22 protein-coding genes are annotated in these 22,076 nt (G+C 69.4%); 10 read left to right on the forward strand and 12 right to left on the reverse strand.

The features are described from left to right. Window positions 1–52 precede the first annotated feature (52 nt). Window positions 53–703, forward strand: coding sequence for a hypothetical protein (locus ACWDR4_RS33660; protein ID WP_450413995.1), 651 nt, complete (start codon window positions 53–55; stop codon window positions 701–703). A gap of 26 nt (window positions 704–729) precedes the next feature. On the opposite strand, the gene ACWDR4_RS33665 is transcribed toward ACWDR4_RS33660, so the two are convergent. From ACWDR4_RS33665 to ACWDR4_RS33685, 5 genes are all read right to left on the reverse strand, one after another. Further along, on the reverse strand, window positions 730–1,020 hold the full coding sequence (locus ACWDR4_RS33665) for a DUF3303 family protein (RefSeq protein ID WP_450413996.1): 291 nt from the start codon (window positions 1,018–1,020) through the stop codon (window positions 730–732). Between the two features lie 139 nt (window positions 1,021–1,159). Next, a complete protein-coding gene (locus tag ACWDR4_RS33670) occupies window positions 1,160–1,594 on the reverse strand; it encodes a hypothetical protein (RefSeq protein ID WP_450413997.1) in 435 nt (144 codons plus the stop codon). Then, window positions 1,591–1,854 (reverse strand): hypothetical protein, encoded by a 264-nt coding sequence (locus ACWDR4_RS33675; RefSeq protein WP_450413999.1) that lies wholly within the window; start codon window positions 1,852–1,854, stop codon window positions 1,591–1,593. Before ACWDR4_RS33675 ends, ACWDR4_RS33670 begins: the two co-directional genes overlap by 4 nt. 124 nt (window positions 1,855–1,978) lie before the next feature. Continuing rightward, a complete protein-coding gene (locus ACWDR4_RS33680) occupies window positions 1,979–2,875 on the reverse strand; it encodes a hypothetical protein (protein WP_450414001.1) in 897 nt (298 codons plus the stop codon). Window positions 2,876–3,035: 160 nt separating this feature from the next. Then, window positions 3,036–3,482, reverse strand: coding sequence for a hypothetical protein (locus ACWDR4_RS33685; RefSeq protein WP_450414003.1), 447 nt, complete (start codon window positions 3,480–3,482; stop codon window positions 3,036–3,038). Between the two features lie 124 nt (window positions 3,483–3,606). Between ACWDR4_RS33685 and ACWDR4_RS33690 the strand changes: the two genes are divergently transcribed. The 5 genes from ACWDR4_RS33690 (at window position 3,607) to ACWDR4_RS33710 (ending at window position 7,136) form a co-directional block, all read left to right on the forward strand. After that, window positions 3,607–4,452: a helix-turn-helix domain-containing protein gene (locus ACWDR4_RS33690; RefSeq protein WP_450414005.1), complete on the forward strand. Its 846-nt coding sequence runs from the start codon at window positions 3,607–3,609 to the stop codon at window positions 4,450–4,452. Then, window positions 4,449–4,721 carry a DUF397 domain-containing protein gene (locus ACWDR4_RS33695; RefSeq protein WP_450414007.1) on the forward strand — a complete coding sequence of 91 codons (273 nt, stop codon included), beginning with the start codon at window positions 4,449–4,451 and terminating at the stop codon, window positions 4,719–4,721. The genes ACWDR4_RS33690 and ACWDR4_RS33695 overlap by 4 nt, the downstream gene beginning before the upstream one ends. A gap of 110 nt (window positions 4,722–4,831) precedes the next feature. After that, window positions 4,832–5,938, forward strand: a complete 1,107-nt coding sequence (locus ACWDR4_RS33700) for a helix-turn-helix domain-containing protein (RefSeq protein ID WP_450414008.1) — start codon at window positions 4,832–4,834, stop codon at window positions 5,936–5,938. 18 nt (window positions 5,939–5,956) lie between these two features. Next, entirely contained in the window at window positions 5,957–6,136 is a 180-nt protein-coding gene (locus ACWDR4_RS33705; protein WP_450414010.1) for a hypothetical protein, read from the forward strand. Between the two features lies 1 nt (window position 6,137). Beyond that, window positions 6,138–7,136 carry a peptidoglycan-binding protein gene (locus tag ACWDR4_RS33710; protein WP_450414012.1) on the forward strand — a complete coding sequence of 333 codons (999 nt, stop codon included), beginning with the start codon at window positions 6,138–6,140 and terminating at the stop codon, window positions 7,134–7,136. Between the two features lie 241 nt (window positions 7,137–7,377). Here ACWDR4_RS33710 and ACWDR4_RS33715 read toward each other — a convergent pair whose 3' ends face one another. The 5 genes from ACWDR4_RS33715 to ACWDR4_RS33735 form a co-directional block, all read right to left on the reverse strand. Continuing rightward, a complete protein-coding gene (locus ACWDR4_RS33715) occupies window positions 7,378–8,280 on the reverse strand; it encodes a helix-turn-helix transcriptional regulator (protein WP_450414014.1) in 903 nt (300 codons plus the stop codon). A gap of 132 nt (window positions 8,281–8,412) precedes the next feature. After that, window positions 8,413–10,506, reverse strand: a complete 2,094-nt coding sequence (locus ACWDR4_RS33720) for a protein kinase domain-containing protein (RefSeq protein WP_450414016.1) — start codon at window positions 10,504–10,506, stop codon at window positions 8,413–8,415. Window positions 10,507–10,773: 267 nt separating this feature from the next. Continuing rightward, on the reverse strand, window positions 10,774–11,160 hold the full coding sequence (locus tag ACWDR4_RS33725; protein WP_450414018.1) for a hypothetical protein: 387 nt from the start codon (window positions 11,158–11,160) through the stop codon (window positions 10,774–10,776). Between the two features lie 196 nt (window positions 11,161–11,356). Then, on the reverse strand, window positions 11,357–11,989 hold the full coding sequence (locus tag ACWDR4_RS33730) for a hypothetical protein (protein ID WP_450414020.1): 633 nt from the start codon (window positions 11,987–11,989) through the stop codon (window positions 11,357–11,359). Between the two features lie 16 nt (window positions 11,990–12,005). Further along, complete coding sequence (locus tag ACWDR4_RS33735; RefSeq protein WP_450414035.1) at window positions 12,006–12,929, reverse strand: hypothetical protein; 924 nt, start codon at window positions 12,927–12,929, stop codon at window positions 12,006–12,008. 220 nt (window positions 12,930–13,149) lie between these two features. Here ACWDR4_RS33735 and ACWDR4_RS33740 point away from each other — a divergent pair, with 220 nt between their 5' ends. Further along, complete coding sequence (locus tag ACWDR4_RS33740; protein ID WP_450414021.1) at window positions 13,150–14,415, forward strand: hypothetical protein; 1,266 nt, start codon at window positions 13,150–13,152, stop codon at window positions 14,413–14,415. A gap of 40 nt (window positions 14,416–14,455) precedes the next feature. Here the strand turns inward: ACWDR4_RS33740 and ACWDR4_RS33745 are convergent, their stop codons facing one another. Continuing rightward, the gene (locus ACWDR4_RS33745; RefSeq protein ID WP_450414023.1) at window positions 14,456–16,294 is read right to left on the reverse strand and encodes a bifunctional metallophosphatase/5'-nucleotidase; all 1,839 of its coding nucleotides are present in this window, start codon (window positions 16,292–16,294) and stop codon (window positions 14,456–14,458) included. 292 nt (window positions 16,295–16,586) lie between these two features. Here ACWDR4_RS33745 and ACWDR4_RS33750 point away from each other — a divergent pair, with 292 nt between their 5' ends. Beyond that, entirely contained in the window at window positions 16,587–18,581 is a 1,995-nt protein-coding gene (locus tag ACWDR4_RS33750; protein ID WP_450414025.1) for a YncE family protein, read from the forward strand. 107 nt (window positions 18,582–18,688) lie between these two features. Beyond that, entirely contained in the window at window positions 18,689–19,294 is a 606-nt protein-coding gene (locus ACWDR4_RS33755; RefSeq protein ID WP_450414027.1) for a Uma2 family endonuclease, read from the forward strand. Between the two features lie 68 nt (window positions 19,295–19,362). Here ACWDR4_RS33755 and ACWDR4_RS33760 read toward each other — a convergent pair whose 3' ends face one another. Beyond that, the gene (locus ACWDR4_RS33760; RefSeq protein WP_450414029.1) at window positions 19,363–20,646 is read right to left on the reverse strand and encodes an adenylosuccinate synthase; all 1,284 of its coding nucleotides are present in this window, start codon (window positions 20,644–20,646) and stop codon (window positions 19,363–19,365) included. 195 nt (window positions 20,647–20,841) lie between these two features. Between ACWDR4_RS33760 and ACWDR4_RS33765 the strand changes: the two genes are divergently transcribed. Then, a complete protein-coding gene (locus ACWDR4_RS33765; RefSeq protein WP_450414030.1) occupies window positions 20,842–21,711 on the forward strand; it encodes a diacylglycerol kinase in 870 nt (289 codons plus the stop codon). The last annotated feature ends 365 nt before the right edge of the window (window positions 21,712–22,076 follow it).

Raw genomic sequence — 22,076 nt, forward strand, 5'->3', positions numbered from 1 at the left:
CGCCTAGAGGCCTGCGGGCCTGGACGCCTATGACGATGCGAGGAGTGCTCCTTTGGCCTGTGACCTGTGGCTGGTCCCACTCGTCGACGTGCTGTGTCACACCCCCGACAATCCCTTCGCCGAGGAACTCGCCCTCTACGACAAGGTGCTGAGCGAGGCCGGACTGCCGCCGGTGCCGGTGTACTCGTACATGCCGGGCCTGTCCGGCGACGTGGCCCCGATCGCGGGCTTCGACTACGACGCGCTGCACTTCCTGCGCCGCGCGTATCTCCTCCAGGTGTGCGGTCTGCCGGTGACGCCGGTGGGCGAACTGGGCGGGGACTACGAGCAGTTGCTGGAGATGTTCGAGACGACCGCCCAGCAGTCCCACCTGGTCTGGCACTACGACCACGCGGGCGCGTACGTCCCCGTGGACTTCCCGCACCCGCTGTCGAGCGACGAACTCCTCGAAGGCGGCGGCCCGTTGGGCTCGTCCCAGACCCTGCTGCGGGAACTGGAGCTCGTGGCCCCGTCGATCGGCATCGACCCGGCGAACCCCCCGGTGGCCCCGGCCCCGCCGCTGACCCCCACCTCCCTGGAGGAACCGGCGGCACCGGCTCCCTTCGACTCGAGCCCGTTCGCGCGGGAACGGCATGTGTGGCTGGGCCTGAACGCGGCGGCGACGCGGAGTCTGGCGCAGGGGTCGATGATCGTCTTCAGCTGAGCCCGGCGGCGCCTGTCACGTCCCGCTCACCGAATCTGGGAGAGACCCTTCTGGAGATCCTCGGCGTTCATGATGGGCGTGAACGTGAGCTTGGCGTTGAACTGGGTGAAGAACGGCTCGGCGGTGGCCGGCAACTCGGAGCTGTCCTTCATGTCGACGACCAGCCAGCAGGTACGACACCCGTCCTCGGGCCCGAAGTAGGCGGCCTCGGGCTTGAGATGATCCAGGGTCTCCTTCATCAACTCCGGCAACTTGCCACTGCGTACGGCCTCGTTGGCCCGCTCCGTGTCGAACTGCGCCTTGATCATGACGCGCATGGCACTCACCTTCTCCTCGCGTGGAGCTTTGGGTGCGTATTTGGCGTTATCCACCCTATGCCCGTTGCGGGTGGTTGGCGCGCACACGTTCGAGGCCCGCACCCCTCTGGCGATCCGGGGCGCGGGCCTCTACCGAGAGCTACCGCTGACGCGGCAGCCTGAGGGTCCGTACGAGGGGCATGTCCGCGTACAGATCGGGGTCGACGGTCAGTACGCGCCGGCCGTCCGGCCAGTCCACCGCCGGCCGGGACAGATGGACCGCGTGACCGAGCCGCCACTCGACCCCGTCACGCAGCAGCGCGCCCACGGTGGACGCGCCCGCGAAGTCCAGCTCGACGATCTCGACGGCGGGCAGGGCACCGATGTGCTCGGCCAGCCCCTTGCGCATACCGTCGGCGGCGGCCAGACAGAGCGCGGGCACGTACACGTGCCGGGTGGGCCCGTGCTCGGTGTTCGAGACGAACTGAGAGGCGAGCGAGTTGCCCGACCCGAGCGCCAGCAGCGCCGACTCGTCGAACACGACACCGGTCGACCCGGCGGACCCGGGCTGCCCACCTCCCCTTGCGGCGCTCACAGGCTCTCCACCTCCTGTCCCGCCTCCAGGTCCTGCCAGATCCTCTCGACCCGGTCGTGGTCCTCGTCGGTGAGGGTGACGCCGAAGTGCGTCTCGCAGTACGCCTTGGTCTCCTCGTACCGCTTCCGCAGCTCTTCCTGCGTGGGCGTGGCCCCCGCCAGCTCGGCGATCAGGTCGCGCATGGTCATCCCGCGTTCACGGGCGAGCACCATGAGGCGGTCACGGACGGCGGGGTCGACCTTGACGGTGGTGTCAGCCATGACGCAAGTATACCTCCGGTATACCGTCTCGGGCCGCTCAAGCAATGCGGTCATCCTGGTTCCTGTTCCTTCCGGTTGGGCTGACCCGGCCACACGGACGCACGGCCGGGGAGTCTGTGTGTGCCTAAGCGGACGCGGGCCGCCGCCTCTGCAGCAGCAGTGCGCGGACCTCGGCGCCGCCGCGTCGCGCGGCCTCGCGATAGCCGCCGGACGCGCCGGGCCTGCGGATCTCGACGGTCGTGACCGGCACAGCGGTCGCAGCGGGCACGGCGGACGATCCGGTGGTCGCCCCTGCCCGGTCAGCGACGGCTGGCACGACCGGGCGTTTGCGGGTCAGCCGGTCCTCGATGATGGCGCGCGGCGAGTACATCGGCCGGGGCAGCCCCTGCGTCAGCGCGGCGCGCACCTGGGCGCTGCTCGCCCCGGCGGCCCACCACTCCTCGACCAGCGGCGCCAGCTTCAGCGCGTCATCGGCACCGAGTTCGAGCCGGGGCTCGGTACGGGCCAGCGAGCCGAGCAACCGCGCCGCGAGCGCGGTGCGTTCGCCCGGCGGAGCCTCGGGCTCGGCCGCCGCCCCCACTGCCGCCTCGCCTGGCGGCGGCGGGGAGGGAGGTTCTTCTTCCCTGGTTTTTTCTCCCGAAGGGAGAGCGCCCGAAGCCCCGGATTCCGACTCGCCGGAGGCCAGGTTCTGAACTTCTTCGGATTCACCCGTAGGGGGCGCGTCGTCGTACGGAGTGTCGAACACCTCGTACACGGTGGAGAATTGCCCCGACTCCTCGTCCTTGCTCACCACCCGCCGCAGATACCGGGATTCCTCCAGCTCATGCAGGGCGGAGGCGATCCGGGCCCGCCCTTCCTTGCGCTGCTCGGCAAGGGTACGGATGGTGGCGCGGGCGCCGTTCGGAAGGCTGATGAGGTACGTGAGTACGCCTACCGCACACCAGGAGAGACTCCGGTCGCGGAGAAGGGCGTTGGAGAAGACTGAAAACGCGCGCGTGGGCGTCGTACGATGAATGCGCATGCGGAGCATCGCTTCTTCCTGGGATTGGAGCTGGCGCTCCTCGTGCCGAGCCCCCGGGTGTTGGCGCACCGCGGGGGTGTTCTGTTGCCGTGACTCTAAGGGCACGCAGAGCGACGAACGCAAGCCGAACGAGCTTTTCCCGGGCGGAAGTTCGCGTTCTTCACTCTTCGGGGTGAAGTGCCGCCTTCAAGAGCAACGCGTGTACGAGGTGATCTCTCCCCGTCGGCCGATAACGCCAAGTCAGCGGCCACGTCTGCCCGTTGAGGGCGGGTACGGGGATGAACGCGACGCAGCTCGGGCCGGACGCGAGACTGACGACCCCGGGTGGCCAGATCCGCCGGGTCGTCGCACCAACGGGCACGAGGAAGTAGACGGCACGATTCCCGCTCGCCTCCTCCACGACCGGTCCCGGCGCCCCGCCGGTCATCCGCGCCAGCCGGTCCGCGACCGCTCTGCCCTCGTCGCCGTCGACCCGGATCGCATCGAACTGGACGCCTGCCTTGCGGAGTTGGATGCCGGTGGGTGGGACCCAGTCGGGGATCTCGGGGGTGAGGTCGGGGGCGAGTGGGGGTTCGTCGAGGTTTACCTCGTCACTTTCTGTGTTCATGGAGACAGTTTCGGCAGCCAGGGCTAGCTTCTTCCATAACTCTGTGTCGAGGGTGCGTAGCTGTCGGAATTCGACGCGGGCCGGTGGTGACCAGTTGAGTTCGGTTGAGTTCGGGAGTGACCGGATGGCGAGTTCGGAGAACAGGGTGGAAGCGGGCGGTACGGCACGTATGGTCGCCGCCCTAGCGAAGGCTCTGCGTGAGCAAGCGGGGCTCACCCAGGAGGAGTTGGGCAAGCTGATCGGCTACACGGCATCGGCGATCAGCGCGATGGAGACGTGCGCGCAGCCCGCCAGCGACAAGATGCTCGTCAAGCTGGAGGAGGTGCTGGGGAACGGGCTGGGCGTCTTCGAGAAGGCACGGAAGTGGATGCTGCTGGAGAAGTACCCGGCTCGGTTCCGGGGGGTTGCGGGGCTGGAGGCGGGGGCGGTCACCGTCTCCTCGTACGCGACCTTCGTCATCGACGGGATCTTCCAGACCGAGGCGTACGCCCAGGCACTCATCCGGGGCGGCTTTCCGGCCGTCTCCGACCAGAAGCGGGAAGAACTCGTCGAGGCACGGCTCGCCCGCCGGGCGCTCTTCGACCGCACCCCGGCCCCGATGATCGAGCTGATCCTCGAAGAAGGCGTACTGCGGCGGCCGTTCGGCGACTGGGACATCATGCGCGAGCAGATGCGCTCGCTCGCCGAAGACGCCCAACGGGAGAACGTGTGCCTGCAAATCCTCCCGACGGACCGCGGGCTGCGCGGATCGCACGCCGGTGACCGCGGCCCCATGAAACTCCTCGTCACCGAAGACCACGACCACGTCGTCTACTTGGAGATCGAGGACCAGGGCCTCCTCATCAGCGATCCACCCGAGGTGGCCCAACTCGCGCATCGCTATGCGAAGATCCGATCACAGGCTCTGAGCCCCGACGACTCACTCAGCCTCATCGAGCGGCTAGCAGAATCGGCAGGAGAGGAACCATGAGCGACACCGGTGCACTGCGGTGGTTCAAGTCCAGCTACAGCGACAGCGGTGGCGGGGACTGCGTCGAAGTCGCCTACGCCTGGCGCAAGTCGACGTACAGCGACGACGACGGCGGCAACTGCGTGGAGATCGCCCCCTGCCCCCACACCCCCACCACCGCGATACACATCCGCGACTCCAAGAACCCGACCGGCCCGAACCTCACCGTCACCGGCGGAGCCTGGGCCGCGTTCCTCGTCTCCCCGGCTCCCCCCGCCACCTGCCGGTAGGGCGCTCGGCAAGGCGCTCTCGCCGTGCTGCGGGCCCGGCGTCTATCGGATGTTTATGCACATTGGTTCACCCTGGTCTCATAGGTACTCGGCCATCCAGGGGGACACCGATGCGTGTGATGGGTGTGGAGGCATGGGCGGAGCTGCTGACCCGGCTGTACGGGCAACAGGTCAGCACCCGCGCCGAATTGGGCGAACGGTTCCGTGCGATGTGCTGGATGCAGGAGCTCGGCGCCGTACGGGTGTCCGTGGCGCACTGTCCGGCCGTGGAGATACGGGACGCGGCGGACTTACGGAGCACCGGACGGTACGGCGAGCGCGGGGCCCTGTGTCCGCGGTATCCCCGGGATCCCCGGTATCACCTCGCGCTCGTGCTGGGCGGTGAGCTGGTCCTCGACCAGGCCGGGAGTACCGCGTGGGCCGAGGCCGGTGGCATGGTGCTGCTCGACACCGCCCGGCCGTTCCGGATGCGGCTGACCGCCCCGCACAACGCGGTGGTCACCGCGCACCTGCCGCAGACCCTGTCGCCCACCCTCTCGGCCGCCGCGTCCGATGGCGCGCTCGCCGCGTTGGTCGCTCCGGTCGCGGAGTTCCTGGCGGCCCTGGCGCAGGACACGACCCCGTACCGGCACTCCGACGAACTGCGACTGGGCGCGGTGGTGACCGATCTCGTCCGGACCCTGCTCGGCGACGGCCACCGGGCCGTCGAGGAGACGCGGACAGCCGCTCAGGGAACTCAGGAAGCTCAGAGAACTCCGGGATCTCTGGGAACTCCGGTGCTGCTGTGCCGTATCCAGGAGTACGTCCTGGACCACCTCGGCGACCAGCGGCTGGCGCCGGACCGTATCGCCGCCGCGCACCACATCTCCACTCGCTATCTGCACCGGCTCTTCGAACGGCAGGAACTCACCGTCACCGCCTGGATCAAGGCCCAGCGGCTGGAGCGGTGCCGACGTGACCTGGCCGACCCGCGTCTTCGCCACCTGCCCGTGTACGCCATCGCGGCAGGCTGGGGCTTCGCCCAGGCGGCCGACTTCAGCCGGGCGTTCCGCGCCGCGTACGGCAACACCCCCACGGGGTTTCGCGCGGGTGCGCTCTCCGACAACGAACAGTGCGCGCCACGCCAACGACAGGCATCCGACGCCCCAGCAGACTCATGGGGCGGAGGAGGCACGGCAGTTGCCGTCCTCCCCTCACCTGTCAGCAGGACTCTGTAGGACTCATGGGGGAACAGCATGACCGAACCCGAAGCGAACGTGACAGCGAAGGCGGCGGCAGCCGCACCGCGGGCGGTGGAACCGCGCGGCGGTGCCGGGGTGTTCGACGTCGACCCGGACCAGAGCAAGGTGAGCCAGGACCCGAAGGTCGTCGTCAAGGGCGACATCGCCGTCTTCCCCGAGAACGGGGGGCTGTGACATGGGATCCGTCGAAGGAATGCTCGCGCAGATGCGCAAGCTGATCGGCACCGGTGAGAACCCTCCCGGCTCGAACAACAACTTCATCACCGACTGGTACGGCTTCGACGACGCGTGGTGCAACATGACCGTCAGCTACGCCGCCGCCAAGTCGGACAACCTCGACGCGATCTTCGGCAAGCACGCGTGGACGGTCGGACACGCCCGGAGGTTCCAGTCCAAGGGACGCTGGCACTACGGGGTCGGCGGCATCCGCGCGGGCGACGTCGTGTTCTTCGACTGGGGCGGCTCCCGGACGATGGACAACATCGACCACGTCGGCGTGGTCGAGGCCGTGCACTCCAGCGGCAAGATCACCACCATCGAGGGCAACACCAGCGACAAGGTCCTGCGCCGGGACCGCTACTCCTCCGAGATCGTGGGCTACGGCCGCCCCACCTACGGCAACGCCCAGCCGCTGCCGTCCACCGACGGCATGCTGCGCCGCGGCTCGAAGGGCGCCGCCGTCAAGACGCTCCAGAAGAACCTCAACACGGTCATGGCGTCGAAGCTGGTGGTCGACGGGGACTTCGGCGCCGCCACCGAGTCGGCGGTGAAGTCGTTCCAGAAGAAGTACGGCCTCTCGGTCGACGGCGTGTACGGGCCGGCCTCGGCGGCCATGATGAAGTCCGCGCTCAAGGGCGGCACCAAGCCGCAGAAGCCCACCCCGCGCCCGCCCGCCGCCGGAAAGCTCACGGTCGACGGCCAGTTCGGCCCCGCGACCTGCGCCGCGCTGCAGCGCTCGCTCAACGGGCACGGCGCGAAGCTCTCCGTCGACGGTTCCTTCGGCCCGCTGACGAAGAAGGCCCTGCAGAGCTATCTGAAGGTGACCGCGGACGGCGTCGTCGGCCCGAACACGGTCAAGGCCCTGCAGAAGAAGGTGGGTTCCGGCGTCGACGGACAGTGGGGTTCGGACACCACCCGTCACCTGCAACTGGCCCTCAACGCGGGCAAGTTCTGACCGTACGCCGACCGTACGGTCAGGCGGACAGTCCGGACCGCTCCGCACGTCGCGCTGTGCTGCGGCGTGCGGAGCGGTCTTCCGCGAGCCCGGAAAGTACCGGGACGTGCGCGGTCGGACGCCGCTGGTCTCCCGACATGGCCGTCGCCTCCTCTTGGGCTCGATTTCCCGGCCGTACGAGGGCCGACAACGCCAAGTCAAGGGCCACGTCCGCCCGTTGAGGGCAAGTAACGGCCCGCGCCTAGCCCTCGGTCTCTGGATCGGGACGGGTCAGTCTGTTTCGTGGTCGCGGCAGGTCGCAGGACGCACGTAGGGCGTCCAGCTTCTCCGCGTCGGTGGTTTCTGGCGGAGCCGCGTACGTGATGATCCTGAGGTCGGTGCCCGCGGGCATCAGGGCGTCGACGTCGAGGGCGATGTCGCCCACCAGGGGATGCTCGATGGTCTTGCGGTCGCCGACGTAGGGGCCGGCAGTGCCGTTGCACCACAGGCGGGCGAAGCGCGGGTTGCTTCGGAGCAGGTCTTCGACGAGTGCGGCAAGACGTTCGTCATGGGGATGGGCCGCCGCCGTCACCCGCAGGTCGGCGACGAGATCCTCCTCCTGGGCCTCATTGCCCTTCCACGACCAGACGGGCCATGCCGCTATCGGGTCCCGGCCCTGTGTGCCGCTCGCCCGGAACATCCCGGAGACGAGACTGTCCTCGTCCCAGCCGTACGTGCCGGGATGGCCGACCGCGGCCGTCCACATCGTGTTCCAGCCGACGATGGTCCAGTCGGCGGCGAAGACCGCGGCGGGAACATCTCCCATCTGCTGGACAAGTCGCCGCACGCTCATGGGTATGTGCCGGGAGACGTTCCCGGCCGAGGGCGGTGCGAGGTCGGCGCAGCGGAACAGATGGTCGCGCTCGGCCGGGTCGAGACGCAGTGCTCTGGCCAGGGCGGTGACCACCTGGGCCGAGGGGTTGCGGGCACGGCCCTGTTCCAGCCGCACCACGTAGTCGACCGAAAGGCCTGCCAAACGGGCCAGCTCTTCGCGGCGCAGGCCGGGGATACGCCGCTCCGTGCCCACCTCCAGCCCGCTGTCCTGCGGTGACATGCGCTCACGCCAGCCGCGCAGAGTCATGCCGAAGTGGTTCGTCGCTGCCATGCGGGCCATCGTCGTGCAGAGGCCGTGGACGACACGAAGCGTTCTGTTGCCACACGACGGATTCGTTATACGAAGCCGGGCCCGGGGGTGGAGCCGGGCTCAGGGGTGGAGCCGGGCCCAGGGTGGCGTGGGTCAGCGGATCGTCCAGGTCTGGTTGTCCCAGTTGTCGCATTCCCAAAGGACCACCACCGTTCCGCTCGTACCCCCGAAAACGGTGACGCATTTCTGGGACTGATCAGCCAGCAGCTGCGTACCGGAGAAGTGGAATCCCTGGCTGGAGTCGCCGTTGCACCCGGTCAGCTGGATCTCGGTCCGGTCCTCGCTCGACCCTCCGGCCACGGTCATGCATTTCCCCAATGACCGGAAGGTCCCGTCCGATCCGATGAGCCACTGCTGCCCCGCGGAGCCGTCGCACGTGACGTGAACCAGCTGTATCCCCTCGGTCCCGGCACCGCCGCTCAGACACTTCCCCGTGGCGGGGACCACCAGGGCGTGGCCTCCGGCCGGGGCGACCGATGAGCCGGATCCGCTGGTCGTGGACGGGTTCTCGTCGCCCGGGTCCGTGTCGGGATCCTCTTGTCCGGCCTTGGGCGTCGACTCCTCGTGCGACGGGGTGTCCGCCGTCGGCGACGTGACGCTCGTACTCGTGGAACCCGTGGAACCCGACGGTGAGGAGGAGCCGGAAGAGGCTGTCGGCGTGCCCGCGGACTGCGACGCCGTGAGGCCGCCGCCGGCGGGGAGCGGGGCGGTCGACGTCGTGGCGCTGTCGGTGTTCTTCGCCGTCGTCGTGTCGACCAGCAAGGCGATCGTGATCAGTACCGCGGCGACGACCGCTGTGGCGGCACTGATCACGATCAGCTTCTTCGAACGGCCGGTTCCGCCTGTGCCGCCTGTTCGGCCCGCTCGGCGCGTTCGGTCTGTTCGGCGGGCTGTTCGACCAGAGGGCTGCGGCGGCTGCGGGTCGGTCGGGGCCTGCGCGGCATGCGGGGCCAGCGGCTGCGGGTGTTCTGCTGCCGGGGCGGCAGCGGATGCCTCGCGTGTTGTGCACCCCGAGTTCGGGTCCGGGTTCGGGTCCGGGTCCGAACTCGGCTCCGGCTTCGGACGGGGGGCCGGCTTCGGACTTGGGCTCGGGCTTGGGCTCGGGCTCGGGCTCGGGCTCGGGCTCGGGCTCGGGCTCGGGCTTGGGCTCGGGCTTGGGGCCGAACTCGGCTCCGGCTTCGGGCTTGGGGCCAACTCCGGACTCGGGGCCAGAACTGAAGTCGGGGCCAACCCAGGACTCGGCGCCAACTCCCGATTCAAGGCCGGCTCCGGACTCGGGGCCAGCTCAGGACCCAGGGCTGGCTTCGCCGTCGTAGCCGGGGCGTCGGCGGTCGCCGCGCGGACGGGGGGCGGCACGGCGGGCGACATACCTGCGCCGACCGGTATCCGCAGGAGGCGCTCCGCGTCCTCGGCCGAGAGTCGCTCGGTCGGTTTGGGGATGAGCAGGCCCTGGATCAGCGGGGTGAGCGGTCCGGCGGCCCGTACCTCGGGAGGCGGTTCCATGGCGATGGCGTACATCGTCTCGGCCACCGTGCCCCGGAGGAACGGTGAGCGGCCCTCGACCGCCTGGAAGAGCGTGGCGCCCAGTGCCCACAGGTCGGCCTCCGGACCCGGTTTGGCGCCGACGAGGCGTTCGGGGGCCATGAAGTCGACCGAGCCCACCAACTGGCCGGTGCGGGTGAGGTGGGAGGTCTCGGCGGCCTGGGCGATGCCGAAGTCGGTGAGGACCACCCGGCCGTCCCCGGCGAGCAGCACGTTGGCGGGCTTCACGTCCCGGTGCAGGATCCCGGCCCGGTGCGCCGCGCGGAGTGCGGCGATCACGCCTCGGCCGATCCTGGCGGCTTCTGCGGGCGGGACCGGGCCACGTTCCTTGACCAGGTCGGCGAGGGTGGTGGAGGGGACGTACTCCATGACGATGACGGGCAGGCCCTCGTCGTCCACGACGTCGTGGACGGTCACGACGTTGGGGTGGCTGATCCGGGCGGCACTGCGGGCCTCTCGGCGGGTGCGCTCGAAGAGGGTGGCGAGTTCGTCGGCGTCCAGCTGCGGCTGGGGGTGGAGCTTCTTGACGGCGACCTGGCGGTCGAGGAGACCGTCGTGGGCGCGCCACACGGTGGCCATGCCGCCCCGGCCGATCCGGTCGAGGATGCGGTAACGACCGGCGATCAGCCGTCCTTCGTCGGACACCGTGGTTTCCTTTTCCCTTTCGCTGCTTCTTCGCCCAACACCCGTTCGTTTACGGCTTGTTGGGGAGCACCCTGCCCGCCGAGGGGAGCCTGCGAAGAGAGCGGCGAGCCCCGGAAGCCGAGGGGGACACCCGGTTCGGCGCGGGGTCCGCGGCGCTGCGAAGGCTCGGGTCAGATGCAGGGGGCGGACCTGATCATCCTCCAGAAAACCCGCCGGCCGCCAGTGACAAGGGTAGGAACAGCGGTACCACCCGCGCCCCTGGCTCGACTAACTACCGAAGTGCAAGGGCCCGTTGATGTCCCGGGCCTGGACGACCGGCCCCTGGACCGTGCCCCCGGAGATCTCGTTGTGCACGTCGCCCGCCCCGGTCGACGTGCCGTCGAGGGCCTCCGCCTCCCGGCGCCAGGTGTCGAGCGCCCGGGCGAAGGCGGGGTCCTGCCGGGCGCGCAGTGCGAGCACGTCGGCCAGCTCCCGGGCCCGCGTCGGACTGTCGGCAGCATCGGCAAGGGACGTCAACTCGCCCTCGCCGCGCGGCTCTCCGTCCGCCGGCCGCCACCGGACCAGGTCCCGCAGCGACGCCCAGACCTGCTGCCCGGCGGCACCGGCCGTACCTCCGGCGAGGGCCATCAGCAACTCAGGTGCGATGGGGTCCACGGACACCTCCCCCTGATCCCCGATCCCCGGTCCCCGAACTTCCAACTCCCGTACTCACACTGCCGTACGTCGTGGATCGGGGGTAGGGCGCCTCCGGTCCGTCCGAACCGGCACATGTGCGATCGGGCCGTCGACCGGGCAAGGTACGACGGAGGGGGACGGCTCCTTCACGACCGCCGACCACGACTGCCGGCGTTCACCCAGCGCCGCCCTCCGCCGGACGCGTCGTCAGCCAAGCGCTGGCCCCCGGCATGAAGTGGACCTCGTGGGGCCCGCGGAAGCCCAGGGGGCGGAGTTGGTCGCTGTGACGAGGGGACATCGTGAGGGCGACGGCCGTTGCCGTTTCGTCGTCGACGGCTCGCAGGCCCGGGGTCAGCAGGTCGGCGGCCACCGTGTGGTCCCAGGCGCTCGTGTCGTCCAGTGCTCCGACGACGACCACCTTCCAGTGCGGTACTTCGGGGCCCGCGTCCTTCAGCCACATCGGCAGGACCGGCAGATCCTGCGGGCCGGTGGCGAGTTCCCGGGCGAGGAGGCTGCTGAAGCGGGTGTCGGGGGGCTCGGCTCCGACGCCGGGCGGCAGCCAGACGGCCGCGGCCAGGAGGCCGCCCTCCGCACGCTCGGCCACCCAGATGCGGCCCTCCTCCAGGGCGTAGTGGGCCAGCACCAGCCGCATCGCGCTCTGTGTCTGCTCCCAGTCGTCCGAGGGCGCGGGCGCCGCGATCATGCGTACCACCGCGGGTACGTCCACCAGGCCCGCCTCGCGTACGGTCGTCCGGGGGCGGAGGTGAAGCCTCGTCGCGGGCGCCATCGCCAACGTCATCGTCGTCATCTTGCTGTGCTCCATTTCAGGCCGCCCGGCTCGTGCCGGTCAGCATCCGGGTGGGTCGCAGGTGAGGCACGGGTACGGCTACGGGTACGCGCACGTCGAGGCGAGCGGGACGCTCGGGCTGCGGGCGGCTCAGCAGGACCACGCCCCGGCCCGCCGCCATCGCAGCGGCGACCGCGAGCAGGGCGCCCGTCGTGCCGTACTGGAAGCCCTCGCCGAGCAGGCTGACGCCGATGGCGGACGCGGCGACCGGGTTGACCAGGGTCAGCAGGGCGAGGGGGCCGCCGAGGCCGCTGCCGTATGCCTTCTGGGCCAGCAGCAGGCCGCCCGCCGCGAAGGCCACGGTCAGGAGCGCTGTGACCGCCGCGCTCCACGACAGCGTCGGTCCTACGGCGAGCTTCTGGGCCAGCGTGGAGCCGACGGCGGAGGCGATGCCGGAGGCCGCCGCGAAGGCGAGGCCGGTGAGGGAAGAGCGGCCCGAGGCCAGGCGGATCAGCGCCGCGATGAGCGTGGCGGCGGCCAGCGCGACCAGCAGGACCTCGTTCGTGCTCAGGGCGCTGTCCGACGTACCGCCGCCCGAGGCGGTGACCGTCAGGAGGGCGGTCAGTCCTACGAGGGTGAGGGCCATGCCGGACCACTGGGTGCCCGAGGTCCGGCGGCGGGCGGCCAGTGAGCCGAGCGGTACCGCCACCACCAGGGTCAGCACGCCGAGCGGCTGCACCAGGCTCAGAGGGCCGTAGCGCAGGGCGACCACGTGCAGCAGCGCGCCGGCGGCGTTGAGGAGGACCGCCCACCACCACGAGGCGCGGGTGAGGGCGCCGCGCAGGTTCGCGGTGTCGGCGGCGGTCCGCTCCTGGATCACGGCGGCCGTGGCGTAGCAGAGCGCGGAGACGAGGGAGAGAGCGACGGCCAGGAGCACGGGAGAGGTCGCCATCGCTGTCATCGCCGTCACACCACTCATCCATCGATACGAAACGGTTTCGTACCGACAAGCTACGACGATCTCGATCGAAACGCAAGCGTTTCTTTAGAGGAGATCTGCCCTGGTGGCGGACCCGTCCGGTCCGCATAAAGGCCGAATTCTCCGGCAACCATCCCGCCCCAGCACCGTCTTACTAGCGCAGGGGCTCACGGCCCCACCACTCGCGAATCCGGGGGGATTCATGTTTCGCACCATTCACATCGGTCGCATCGGTCACCCACTCGCCATCGGAGCGGCCGGCGTGCTGATGTCGCTGGGAGCGGTGGCCGCCGCGCCCGCCGCGTGGGCCGAGCCGGGGGCGCCGACCCCGTCGGCCGGGCCCGCGCAGACCTGCTGCAACACCACCCTGTCCGTGGACGGGCCCGCCGCGGTGGGGCTGGCCGGGCAGCCGGTCGAGTTCACGGAGAAGATCACCAACACCTCCGCCACCGAGTCGCAGGACCTCTTCCTCAACCTGGTCGCGGACGCCGGGGCCGGTATGCCGAAGAACGGCCTGGTCATGTACTACCGCACGGACAGCGGGGCCTGGCAGAAGGTGCTGACGGAGTACAGCAGCGGTTCGTTCCAGGGGGCGTTGCCGATCACCATCACGCTCGCCCCGGGCGAGAGCCGTGTCCTCCACCTGCTCCTCGGGCTGCCCATGGGCGAGCCGCACAACGGGAACAGCGACGGCGGAGCGAGATCCGTCCAGTTGACCTCCTCCGTCGGGGCGGCGGACGGTTCCTGGGTCCTTCAGGCGCGTGACGTCCGTACGATCCCGGTCCAGGGCCTGTCCGCCGGCCTCACCGGGGTGCCCGCGACGGCCGTGCGCGGCGGGGCGCCCGTCGAGTTCGAGGCCACCCTGGCCAACCCGACGCCGTCCGAGTACCTCAACCTCAACAGCGTCCTGTTCACCGACAAGTACGCGACGGTGCAGGTGAAGCGGGGAGGCGTTTGGGCCACGCTGACGCCGGTGACGGCGACCGGCGAGCCCGGCCGGGTCGGCCACTATCTGCGCGACCGCGACCACACCGCCCCGGTGAGCAGCAGCAGTTCCGTTCCGGTGCGGGTCACCTGGAAGAAGAACGCTCCGCTCGACGCGACCACCCTGACCCAGAGTGTCGTCGTCAACGAGGGGTCCGTCCCGTTCCGAGGCACCTACGTCGGTGCCGCGTCCGCCCAAGTGGCCCTGACCGGCGGCCAGTCGGCCTCGCCGAGCACGAGCACAGGCACGGGCGGAAGCCAGACCCCGGCCTCGACGCCTTCGGCCTCCGCATCGACCGGCAACACGGCCACCCCCACGCCCGTACCCACCACACCGCCCGCCACCTCTCCGGCGAACACCGGCACGCAGTTGGCGAGCACCGGCGGCGACGGCGGCACGCTCGCCCTGTCCCTCGGCGGCGCCTCGCTGGTGTTCGCCGGAGGCTCCCTGGCCGCCTACACGCGGCTGCGGCGCCGCGCGTAAGGCAGACAGACCATCGGCCGGTTCAGTCGGCTCAGGCGGCTCAGTCGGCGAACACCGCCGTCCCGCCCTGCGTCAGCTTCCAGTTCGTGACCGCGAAGTCGGCCGGGTTCAGGCTGCCCTTCGACGTCACGTAGTCGATCATCAGCTGGCGGATCTCGTTCGTGGAGCTGTACGCGATGTCGGCGGCGGCGATGTGCGGGTAGCCGCTGCCGCCGTTCGCGCGGTAGTTGTTGACGGCGACCACGAACACCTGGTCGTCGGTCACGGCCGTGCCCTTGTAGCTGAGGTTCTTGATCCGTGACCCCTCCGCTGCCGCGATGTCGATCTCGTAGTCGACGCCGGCGGCGGTGTCGTACATGTAGTCCCAGAAGCTGTTGGCGTTCGTCAGAGTCGCGGTGTCGACCGCCGTCCCGACCGGGACCTGGTGGTAGTACTTCGCCGCGAACTCCAGGTAGTCCCTGAGCTGGGCGCCCGTCAGCTTCTTGCCGTAGAGGGTGTTGTCGTAGATGTAGAGCCCGGCGACATCGCGGATGGTGACATCGCCCTTGGGGATGTCCGCGCTGCGGCTGAAGGGCGCGGCGACCGAGATCAGCGGGAGGGCGGCGTCCGCCGTCGACAGGCCGGTGGCCACGGTGGCCATCTGGACCTGGTGGATGAAGTCCATGACGGGTACGTCCTTCCAGCACGCCTCCGCCGCCGACAGGTCCTCCGTACACGTGCCGACGGCCGTGTTGACGTACTTCACGACGAGATCGTGGTCGGCCTTGAGGAGAGTGGTGATGTGTTCGTCCTCCTCGACTCCCTTCGGGTCGAGGGTCTTCGCCTTGGTGCTGGTCACCTTCCACTGGCCGCGCACGAGTTCCAGCTCGAAGTCGAAGACGGTCAGGCGCATTCCGTAGCAGTACGGCTCGGAGAGGATCACGTCCTTGCCGGTCGCCTTGTTCGTCACCGTGTAGGAGGAGACCTCCGTGTGCGTGTGGCCCACGAGGATCGCGTCGATCCCGGGCACCTGCTCCGCCACCAGGTTCGACGCGTTCTCGACGTACGGGAGTTCGTTCCCGTACGACGAACTGCCGTCCAGGCCCGAGTGATCGGTGAGGAAGACGACGTCGCAGCCGAGGGCGCGCATGCGCGGGACGTACTTCTTCGCCTGCTCGACGAGCCCCGTGAACGACATCTTCCCGGCGACGTTGTCCTTGTCCCACAGGGCGATTCCGGGGTTCGTGAGGCCGAGGATGCCGATCTTGATGTCCGGCGCGCCGGGGACCCTGATCCGCTTCACGGTGTACGGCTGGAAGGCGGGCCGGAGCGTCTTCGCGTCGAGCGCGTTGGCGCCGAGGAGCGGGAAACGGCACTGGCTCTCGAACTTGCGGAGGGTGTCGATGCCGTAGTTGAACTCGTGGTTGCCGAGGGCCGCGGCGTCGTAGCGCATGGCGTTCATGGCGACGGCCATGGGGTGTTCGGGGCCGCGCTTGCCCTTGCCCGCGTCGATGGGGTCCACGCGCGCGTAGTAGTACGCCAGTGACGTGCCCTGGATGATGTCGCCCGCGTCGACGAGCAGGACGTGGTCCTCTCCCTTCTCCGCGCGCTGCTGCTTGATGAGGGTGGCCACGCGGGCGACACCCACGGAGTTGCCGGCCTTGTCGGTGTAGGCGGCGTCGGTGTAGTAGTCCCAGTCGAAGACGTGGCTGTGCAGGTCGGTGGTGCCCAGGATGGAGAACGTCCAGGTACGGGGCGGCTCGCAGTGCGCGGGGGCGTGGTCGGCACGGTCGGCGGCCTGCGCCGGGGCTGCCGCGACGGTCCCCGCGGCGGCCACGGCGGCGCCGGTGACGGCCGACTTCTTCACGAACTCACGTCGGTTCATGGGAGTGATGGGCATGGGGGAACTCCTGGGCAGCTGGGGCGGCTAGCGCGACTGGGGCGACAGGTGACTGCGGGTGGCTACACGCGTAGATCGTTGCGGCACGCGGCCCCTCCAGGAACCAAGAACAGGCCATGACAGGCCATGTCCCGGTCAATTCCAGCGAAAACCCCGGGTCCCACCAGTCCCGTTAACCCCCTGTGAACCTTGTGTCAGTGGTGTGACCTAGTCTCTTCTTTCACTGGCTCTACACAGAGACCAAGTGGCCCCGCTTCAGGGGCACTTTCGTACCGGGGGGTTCGAAACCATCGTGCACAGACGCACTCTCTCGACCGCGCTCGCGGTCGCACTCACATTCGGTTCCGTCGCGCTCACGACCGGCGTCGCGGGTACGGCCATGGCGGACGACCAGCGGGACCTGGGCATCGTCTCCTTCGGTGACATCGTTGTGGACGGCGTCCACCAGCGGGTCTTCGTCAGTGACCCGGCCAGCGACCGGATCGTCGTCACGGACTACAAGGGCAACTTCGTCCGGGAAGTGTCCGGCCTGAACGGAGTCAAGGGCCTGGAGCTGTCGGCCGACTCCGGCACGCTGTACGCGGCGGTGCCCGACGGCGTCGGCGACACCGGCGACGCGATCTTCGCCATCGACACGGCCACGGCGACGGAGACGGCCCGGTACGCCACGGGTGACGTCGGCCCGCGGTCCGTGGCCCTCGCGGGCGGCAGGCTGTGGTTCGGGTACGGCAGTGCCGCGAACGGCGGCACCGGCAACATCGGCTCGGTCGACCTGACCGACCCGGAGCACAAGGTCACGCTGGACGGCGACGTGGCCAAGCCGTGGGCCACCGCGCCCGTGCTGGACGCGGCGCCGGGTTCGAGCACGCTGGTCGCGGGCGTACCGGGCGCGCCCACGACCGACCTGGGCGTGTACGACGTCTCGTCGGGCACCGCGACGGCCACCGCGCGTACAACCGTCGCGGGCGGCGGACTGCGTGACCTCGCGGTCACGCCGGACGGCGGCCGGGTCATCGTGGCCGCCCAGAACCCGTACAACCACGTGGTGTACAAGACCTCCGACCTGACGGCGGCCGGTAAATACGCCAACAGCCAGGGGAACGCGAACGCCGTGGCCGTCGCCCCCGACGGCTCGGTCGCGGCGGGCAACGACACGACGTACGGCCAGGGCCTGAACGTCTACAAGCCGGGCGGCACGGTCTCCGTCCGGGACTACAACCTCACCAGGACGAACGGCACCGGCAGGCTCGCCGACGTCGGCCTCGCCTGGGCACCGGACAGGTCCCGCCTGTTCGCGATCACGGCCCTGAACGGCACGTACGAGCTGCGCGTCCTGAACACCCCGACGAAGGCCGTCACCAGCGTCTCCGTCACCGCCCCCACCAAGTCCACCCGGGCGAAGAAGCTGACGGTGACGGGCAAGGTCACCAGCAAGGTGAAGGTGCCCACCGGAGCCAAGCTGACGATCACCCGCAAGGACCTGGAGAACCCGAACGGCCGGAAGATCGGCACGGCGACGGTCGCGTCGAACGGCACGTTCTCCTTCACCAACAGCCCGCCGGTCGGCGGCAAGGTGACGTACACGCTGTCGTACACGGGCGACGCGGACCACCTGGCGAGCAGCGGCTCGGACGCGGTGGAGGTCTCACGCGCGGCGACCACTATCCGCCTCTCCAACAACAAGAAGACGTACGACTACGCGAAGAGCGTCAAGTTCACGGCGCACCTCGGCAAGACGTACAAGAACCGCAAGGTCGAGATCTGGGCCGACCCGTACGGCTCCGCGCCCAACAAGCTGGTCAAGACCGGCACGGTCAACAAGAACGGCGACTTCTCGGCCACGTACAAGCTCACCCGCGACACCCGCCTCACGGCACGCTTCACGGGCGACGCGCGCTACGCGCCCAAGTCGGTGGCCAGCACGGTCTACACCAAGGTCAAGGTGTCGACGTCGATCAGCCGCCAGTACAAGAACAAGAAGGTGTACGGCCAGACGTACGCCTACTTCCACCAGGCCACGAACCCGCTGTTCACGACGTCCATGACGGCGTACCCGAACCGCGAACAGCGCCTCCAGATCGAGTACTTCTACGAGGGCGCCTGGTACGACGGCGGCTCCCAGTACTTCGCCCTGGACTCGGCCGGCATCTCCCGCGTGGAACTGCTCGGCGCGCACGACATCGGCTACCGCTTCCGCATCCGCTCGTCGTACATCGACGGCACATCGGGCGACAACGTGAACGCGACCACGCACGGGGCGTGGAAGTACTTCATCTTCACCAGCTGATCACCCAAGGTCCGGTGGACCTGAGGGATCGAGAGAACCGGCTGCCTCTCAGCGCACGCTTGACAACGCTGAGTGGCAGCTGGCTTGTCTCAGGGGAAGGGCGCATCATGACGTTGATGACAGAGCGACCGATCACGATACGCGGCACGGAGCCCCTCAGCTTCGAGGGCTTGCTGGACGCCCTCGACCAGCTCGACCTGCCGGACGGCTACAGGGCCGAGATCATCAAGGGGAACATCGTCGTGTCGCCGTGGTCGAAGGGGTACTACTCCCGCGTCATGAAACTGGTGCGCCGACAGCTTGAGGACTTCCTCCCCGAAGGCCACCTCATCGATTCGTCACCCCTTCTGTTCGTCTTCCCTGGCGTCGAGCGTGCGTACGGACCGGACATCTACGCCGCGCACGAGCGGACGCTGGAGACCGACAGCAACCGCCTCGACGGGGAAGGCCTCTCCTTCGTCGCCGAGCTGACCTCCCCGTCAACCCGGATCGACGACCTGACCGACAAGGTCGAGGTCTACGGGAAGGCAGGCGTCCCCGTCTACCTGGTCCTCGACATGCAGGAGGAAGAGGCCAGCCTGCACCTGGACCCGTACGAGCACGGCTACAAGTCCCGTCTCACCAAGCCGTTCGGGGAGAAGCTCTACATCCCCGACCCCTTCGGCTGCGAACTCGACACGGCGGGGTTCCAGGCCCCTCCGGACGAGAGCTGACCCCGGAAGCGACTGAACCACTGAGGGGCACCCCGTCGGACGGGGTGCCCCTCAGCTGTACCTCTGCCCTAGATGAAGGAGTTGACCTCGATCGTCTCCGTGCGGCCCGGGCCGACGCCGATCGCCGAGATCGGGGCGCCGGACATCTCCTCCAGGGCCTTCACGTACGCCTGGGCGTTCTTCGGGAGGTCGGAGAAGGACTTGGCCTTCGTGATGTCCTCCGACCAGCCGGGGAGGGTCTCGTAGATCGGCTTCGCGTGGTGGAAGTCGGTCTGGGAGTACGGGAGTTCCTCGACGCGCTTGCCGTCGATCTCGTACGCCACGCAGACCGGGATCTCCTCCCAGCCCGTCAGGACGTCGAGCTTGGTGAGGAAGAAGTCGGTCAGGCCGTTCACGCGGGTCGCGTAGCGGGCGATGACCGCGTCGAACCAGCCGCAGCGGCGGTCACGGCCGGTCGTGACGCCACGCTCGTGGCCGATGCGGCGCAGCGCGTCGCCGTCCGCGTCGAAGAGCTCGGTGGGGAAGGGGCCGGCGCCGACGCGGGTCGTGTACGCCTTGAGGATGCCGATGACCCGGCTGATCTTCGTCGGGCCCACGCCCGAGCCCGTGCACGCGCCACCGGCGGTGGGGTTGGAGGACGTGACGAAGGGATAGGTCCCGTGGTCGATGTCCAGGAGCGTGCCCTGGCCGCCCTCGAAGAGGACCACCTTGTTGTCGTCGAGCGCCTTGTTGAGGACCAGGACGGTGTCGGCGACGTACGGCCGCAGCCGCTCCGCGTACGTCAGCAGCTCCTCGACGATCTGCTCCGCCTCGATCGCGCGGCGGTTGAAGACCTTGGTGAGGAGCTGGTTCTTGCCGTCCAGCGCCGCCTCGACCTTCTGCGTCAGGATCGACTCGTCGTACAGGTCCTGGATGCGGATGCCGACCCGGTTGATCTTGTCGGCGTAGGTCGGGCCGATGCCACGCCCCGTCGTGCCGATCTTCCGCTTCCCGAGGAAGCGTTCCGTCACCTTGTCGACGGTGACGTTGTACGGGGTGATGATGTGAGCGTTACCGCTGATCAGGAGCTTGGACGTGTCGACGCCTCGCTCGTTCAGCCCGTTCAGCTCGGAGAACAGGACCGACGGGTCGACGACGACGCCGTTGCCGATGACGGGTGTGCATTCAGGTGTGAGGATTCCGGAAGGGAGCAGGTGCAGGGCGTACTTCTGATCGCCCACGACCACCGTGTGGCCGGCGTTGTTGCCGCCCTGGTAGCGCACCACATAGTCCACAGACCCACCAAGCAGGTCCGTGGCCTTCCCTTTACCTTCGTCACCCCACTGAGCACCGAGCAGCACAAGTGCGGGCACGCGCGTACACCCCTTCCGGGCGGGGCATGTCCAAGGCCAGGGGCGTACGCGACAGAGCTCTCGGCTCATGCCTCGTACACCGGCGACCCTCATCGGCCGCAACCCGTCGGACCCGGATGCCCCGGAATAGACCAAGCCCCTGGCGCAATAGCGCAAGGGGCTCTTGCACAAAGATGCTACCCGAGGAAGCGAGGCATGACCGAGGTGGCGACTTCCGACCAGCTCCTCGTGGTCATCGACCCGGTCGCCCGGCGGACGGACGGCGAGTCTGTACGAATCGCGAAAGACGTGCTCAGCGCGGGTGCGACCACAAAAGTGTGCCTCCCGGACAGCCCCGAGGAATTCGCCCGGGTCCTGGCCAGGAGGGGCTCCCGACGCCCGGTGGTGATCGGCGACGACAGGGCTCTTCTCCGTACGGTGTCCCTCCTCCACCGGCAACGGGAACTGGCCGGATGTGCGCTGTCCGTCGTCCCCGTGGGGGCGGCCGGTGTCCTGTCCCTGGCCCGCTCCCTGGGCGTCCCCATGGGCGCGGTGGCGGCTGCGCGGGCGGTCCTGGAGGGCGCCGAGCGCCGTCTGGACCTGCTCGTCGACGACAGCGACGGGGTGGTGGTGGGCGCGGTACGGATCCCGGCGATACGGGGACCGGCCGGCGCCGGTGAGGTGGGGATGGGTGCGGAGGCTTCGCCCCACCCCTGGCTGCGGACGTGCCAGTCACTGGTACGAACCCTGGCGGCACGGCCGGCCCGGGGGTCACGGGTGACTCCGGTACCCGGGCCCAGCCCCTCGCGACTCCGCGTCGAGGTGGACGGCGTGACCCTCGTGGACCTGGACCAGCCGGTGGAGACGGTGACGCTGACGCCCGGGGTGTCCGGGGGCGCACGGGTAGAGGTACGGCCGGTGTCGGTGGGCGCGGAGGCGTCTCCGCTGGGGGTGGTGGGGCGGCGGGTGACGGTGTCCGGGGCGGATTTTCGGTATCGGGCGGATGCGGGGGTTGTGTCCGGGCCGGTGCGGAGGCGGACGTGGGTGGTGCGGGAGGGGGCTTGGGGGTTGACTCTGCCGGGGTGAGGGGGGGTGGGTGGTGGCTTTTCTTCACCCCCGCCGCCCCTACCCGTCCCATCCCGTTCCTGGGGGCTGCGCCCCCAGACCCCCGCTGTCGGCCTGAACGGCCTCGTCCTCAAACGCCGGACGGGCTGGAAATGCGGGCCGGCGCTGAAAGATCAAGCCCCGACCGCAACCCTCCAGCCCCGGCCGGCACCATCCAGCCCGTCCGGCGATTGAGGACGAGCGCGTTCAGCGCGAGCCTTCCCCCACCCACCCCTGCCGCACTCCACCACCCGCCCGCACCCCCACCCAGCCCGTCCGGCGTTTGAGGACGAGCGCGTTCAGCGCGACAAAGGGGGGTCTGGGGGCGCAGCCCCCAGGGATGGGAC

The organism is Streptomyces sp. NPDC000878 (genome assembly GCF_053599695.1).

Coding starts and splice junctions, on each gene's coding strand:
- ACWDR4_RS33730 (WP_450414020.1), bottom strand. CDS start 11,989: ATGACGACGATGACGTTGGCGATGGCGCCCGCGACGAGGCTTCACCTC.
- ACWDR4_RS33680 (WP_450414001.1), bottom strand. CDS start 2,875: ATGCGCATTCATCGTACGACGCCCACGCGCGCGTTTTCAGTCTTCTCC.
- ACWDR4_RS33755 (WP_450414027.1), top strand. CDS start 18,689: ATGACGTTGATGACAGAGCGACCGATCACGATACGCGGCACGGAGCCC.
- ACWDR4_RS33685 (WP_450414003.1), bottom strand. CDS start 3,482: ATGAACACAGAAAGTGACGAGGTAAACCTCGACGAACCCCCACTCGCC.
- ACWDR4_RS33735 (WP_450414035.1), bottom strand. CDS start 12,929: ATGACAGCGATGGCGACCTCTCCCGTGCTCCTGGCCGTCGCTCTCTCC.
- ACWDR4_RS33715 (WP_450414014.1), bottom strand. CDS start 8,280: ATGGCAGCGACGAACCACTTCGGCATGACTCTGCGCGGCTGGCGTGAG.
- ACWDR4_RS33710 (WP_450414012.1), top strand. CDS start 6,138: ATGGGATCCGTCGAAGGAATGCTCGCGCAGATGCGCAAGCTGATCGGC.
- ACWDR4_RS33665 (WP_450413996.1), bottom strand. CDS start 1,020: ATGCGCGTCATGATCAAGGCGCAGTTCGACACGGAGCGGGCCAACGAG.
- ACWDR4_RS33695 (WP_450414007.1), top strand. CDS start 4,449: ATGAGCGACACCGGTGCACTGCGGTGGTTCAAGTCCAGCTACAGCGAC.
- ACWDR4_RS33740 (WP_450414021.1), top strand. CDS start 13,150: ATGTTTCGCACCATTCACATCGGTCGCATCGGTCACCCACTCGCCATC.
- ACWDR4_RS33705 (WP_450414010.1), top strand. CDS start 5,957: ATGACCGAACCCGAAGCGAACGTGACAGCGAAGGCGGCGGCAGCCGCA.
- ACWDR4_RS33765 (WP_450414030.1), top strand. CDS start 20,842: ATGACCGAGGTGGCGACTTCCGACCAGCTCCTCGTGGTCATCGACCCG.
- ACWDR4_RS33675 (WP_450413999.1), bottom strand. CDS start 1,854: ATGGCTGACACCACCGTCAAGGTCGACCCCGCCGTCCGTGACCGCCTC.
- ACWDR4_RS33745 (WP_450414023.1), bottom strand. CDS start 16,294: ATGCCCATCACTCCCATGAACCGACGTGAGTTCGTGAAGAAGTCGGCC.
- ACWDR4_RS33690 (WP_450414005.1), top strand. CDS start 3,607: ATGGCGAGTTCGGAGAACAGGGTGGAAGCGGGCGGTACGGCACGTATG.
- ACWDR4_RS33700 (WP_450414008.1), top strand. CDS start 4,832: ATGCGTGTGATGGGTGTGGAGGCATGGGCGGAGCTGCTGACCCGGCTG.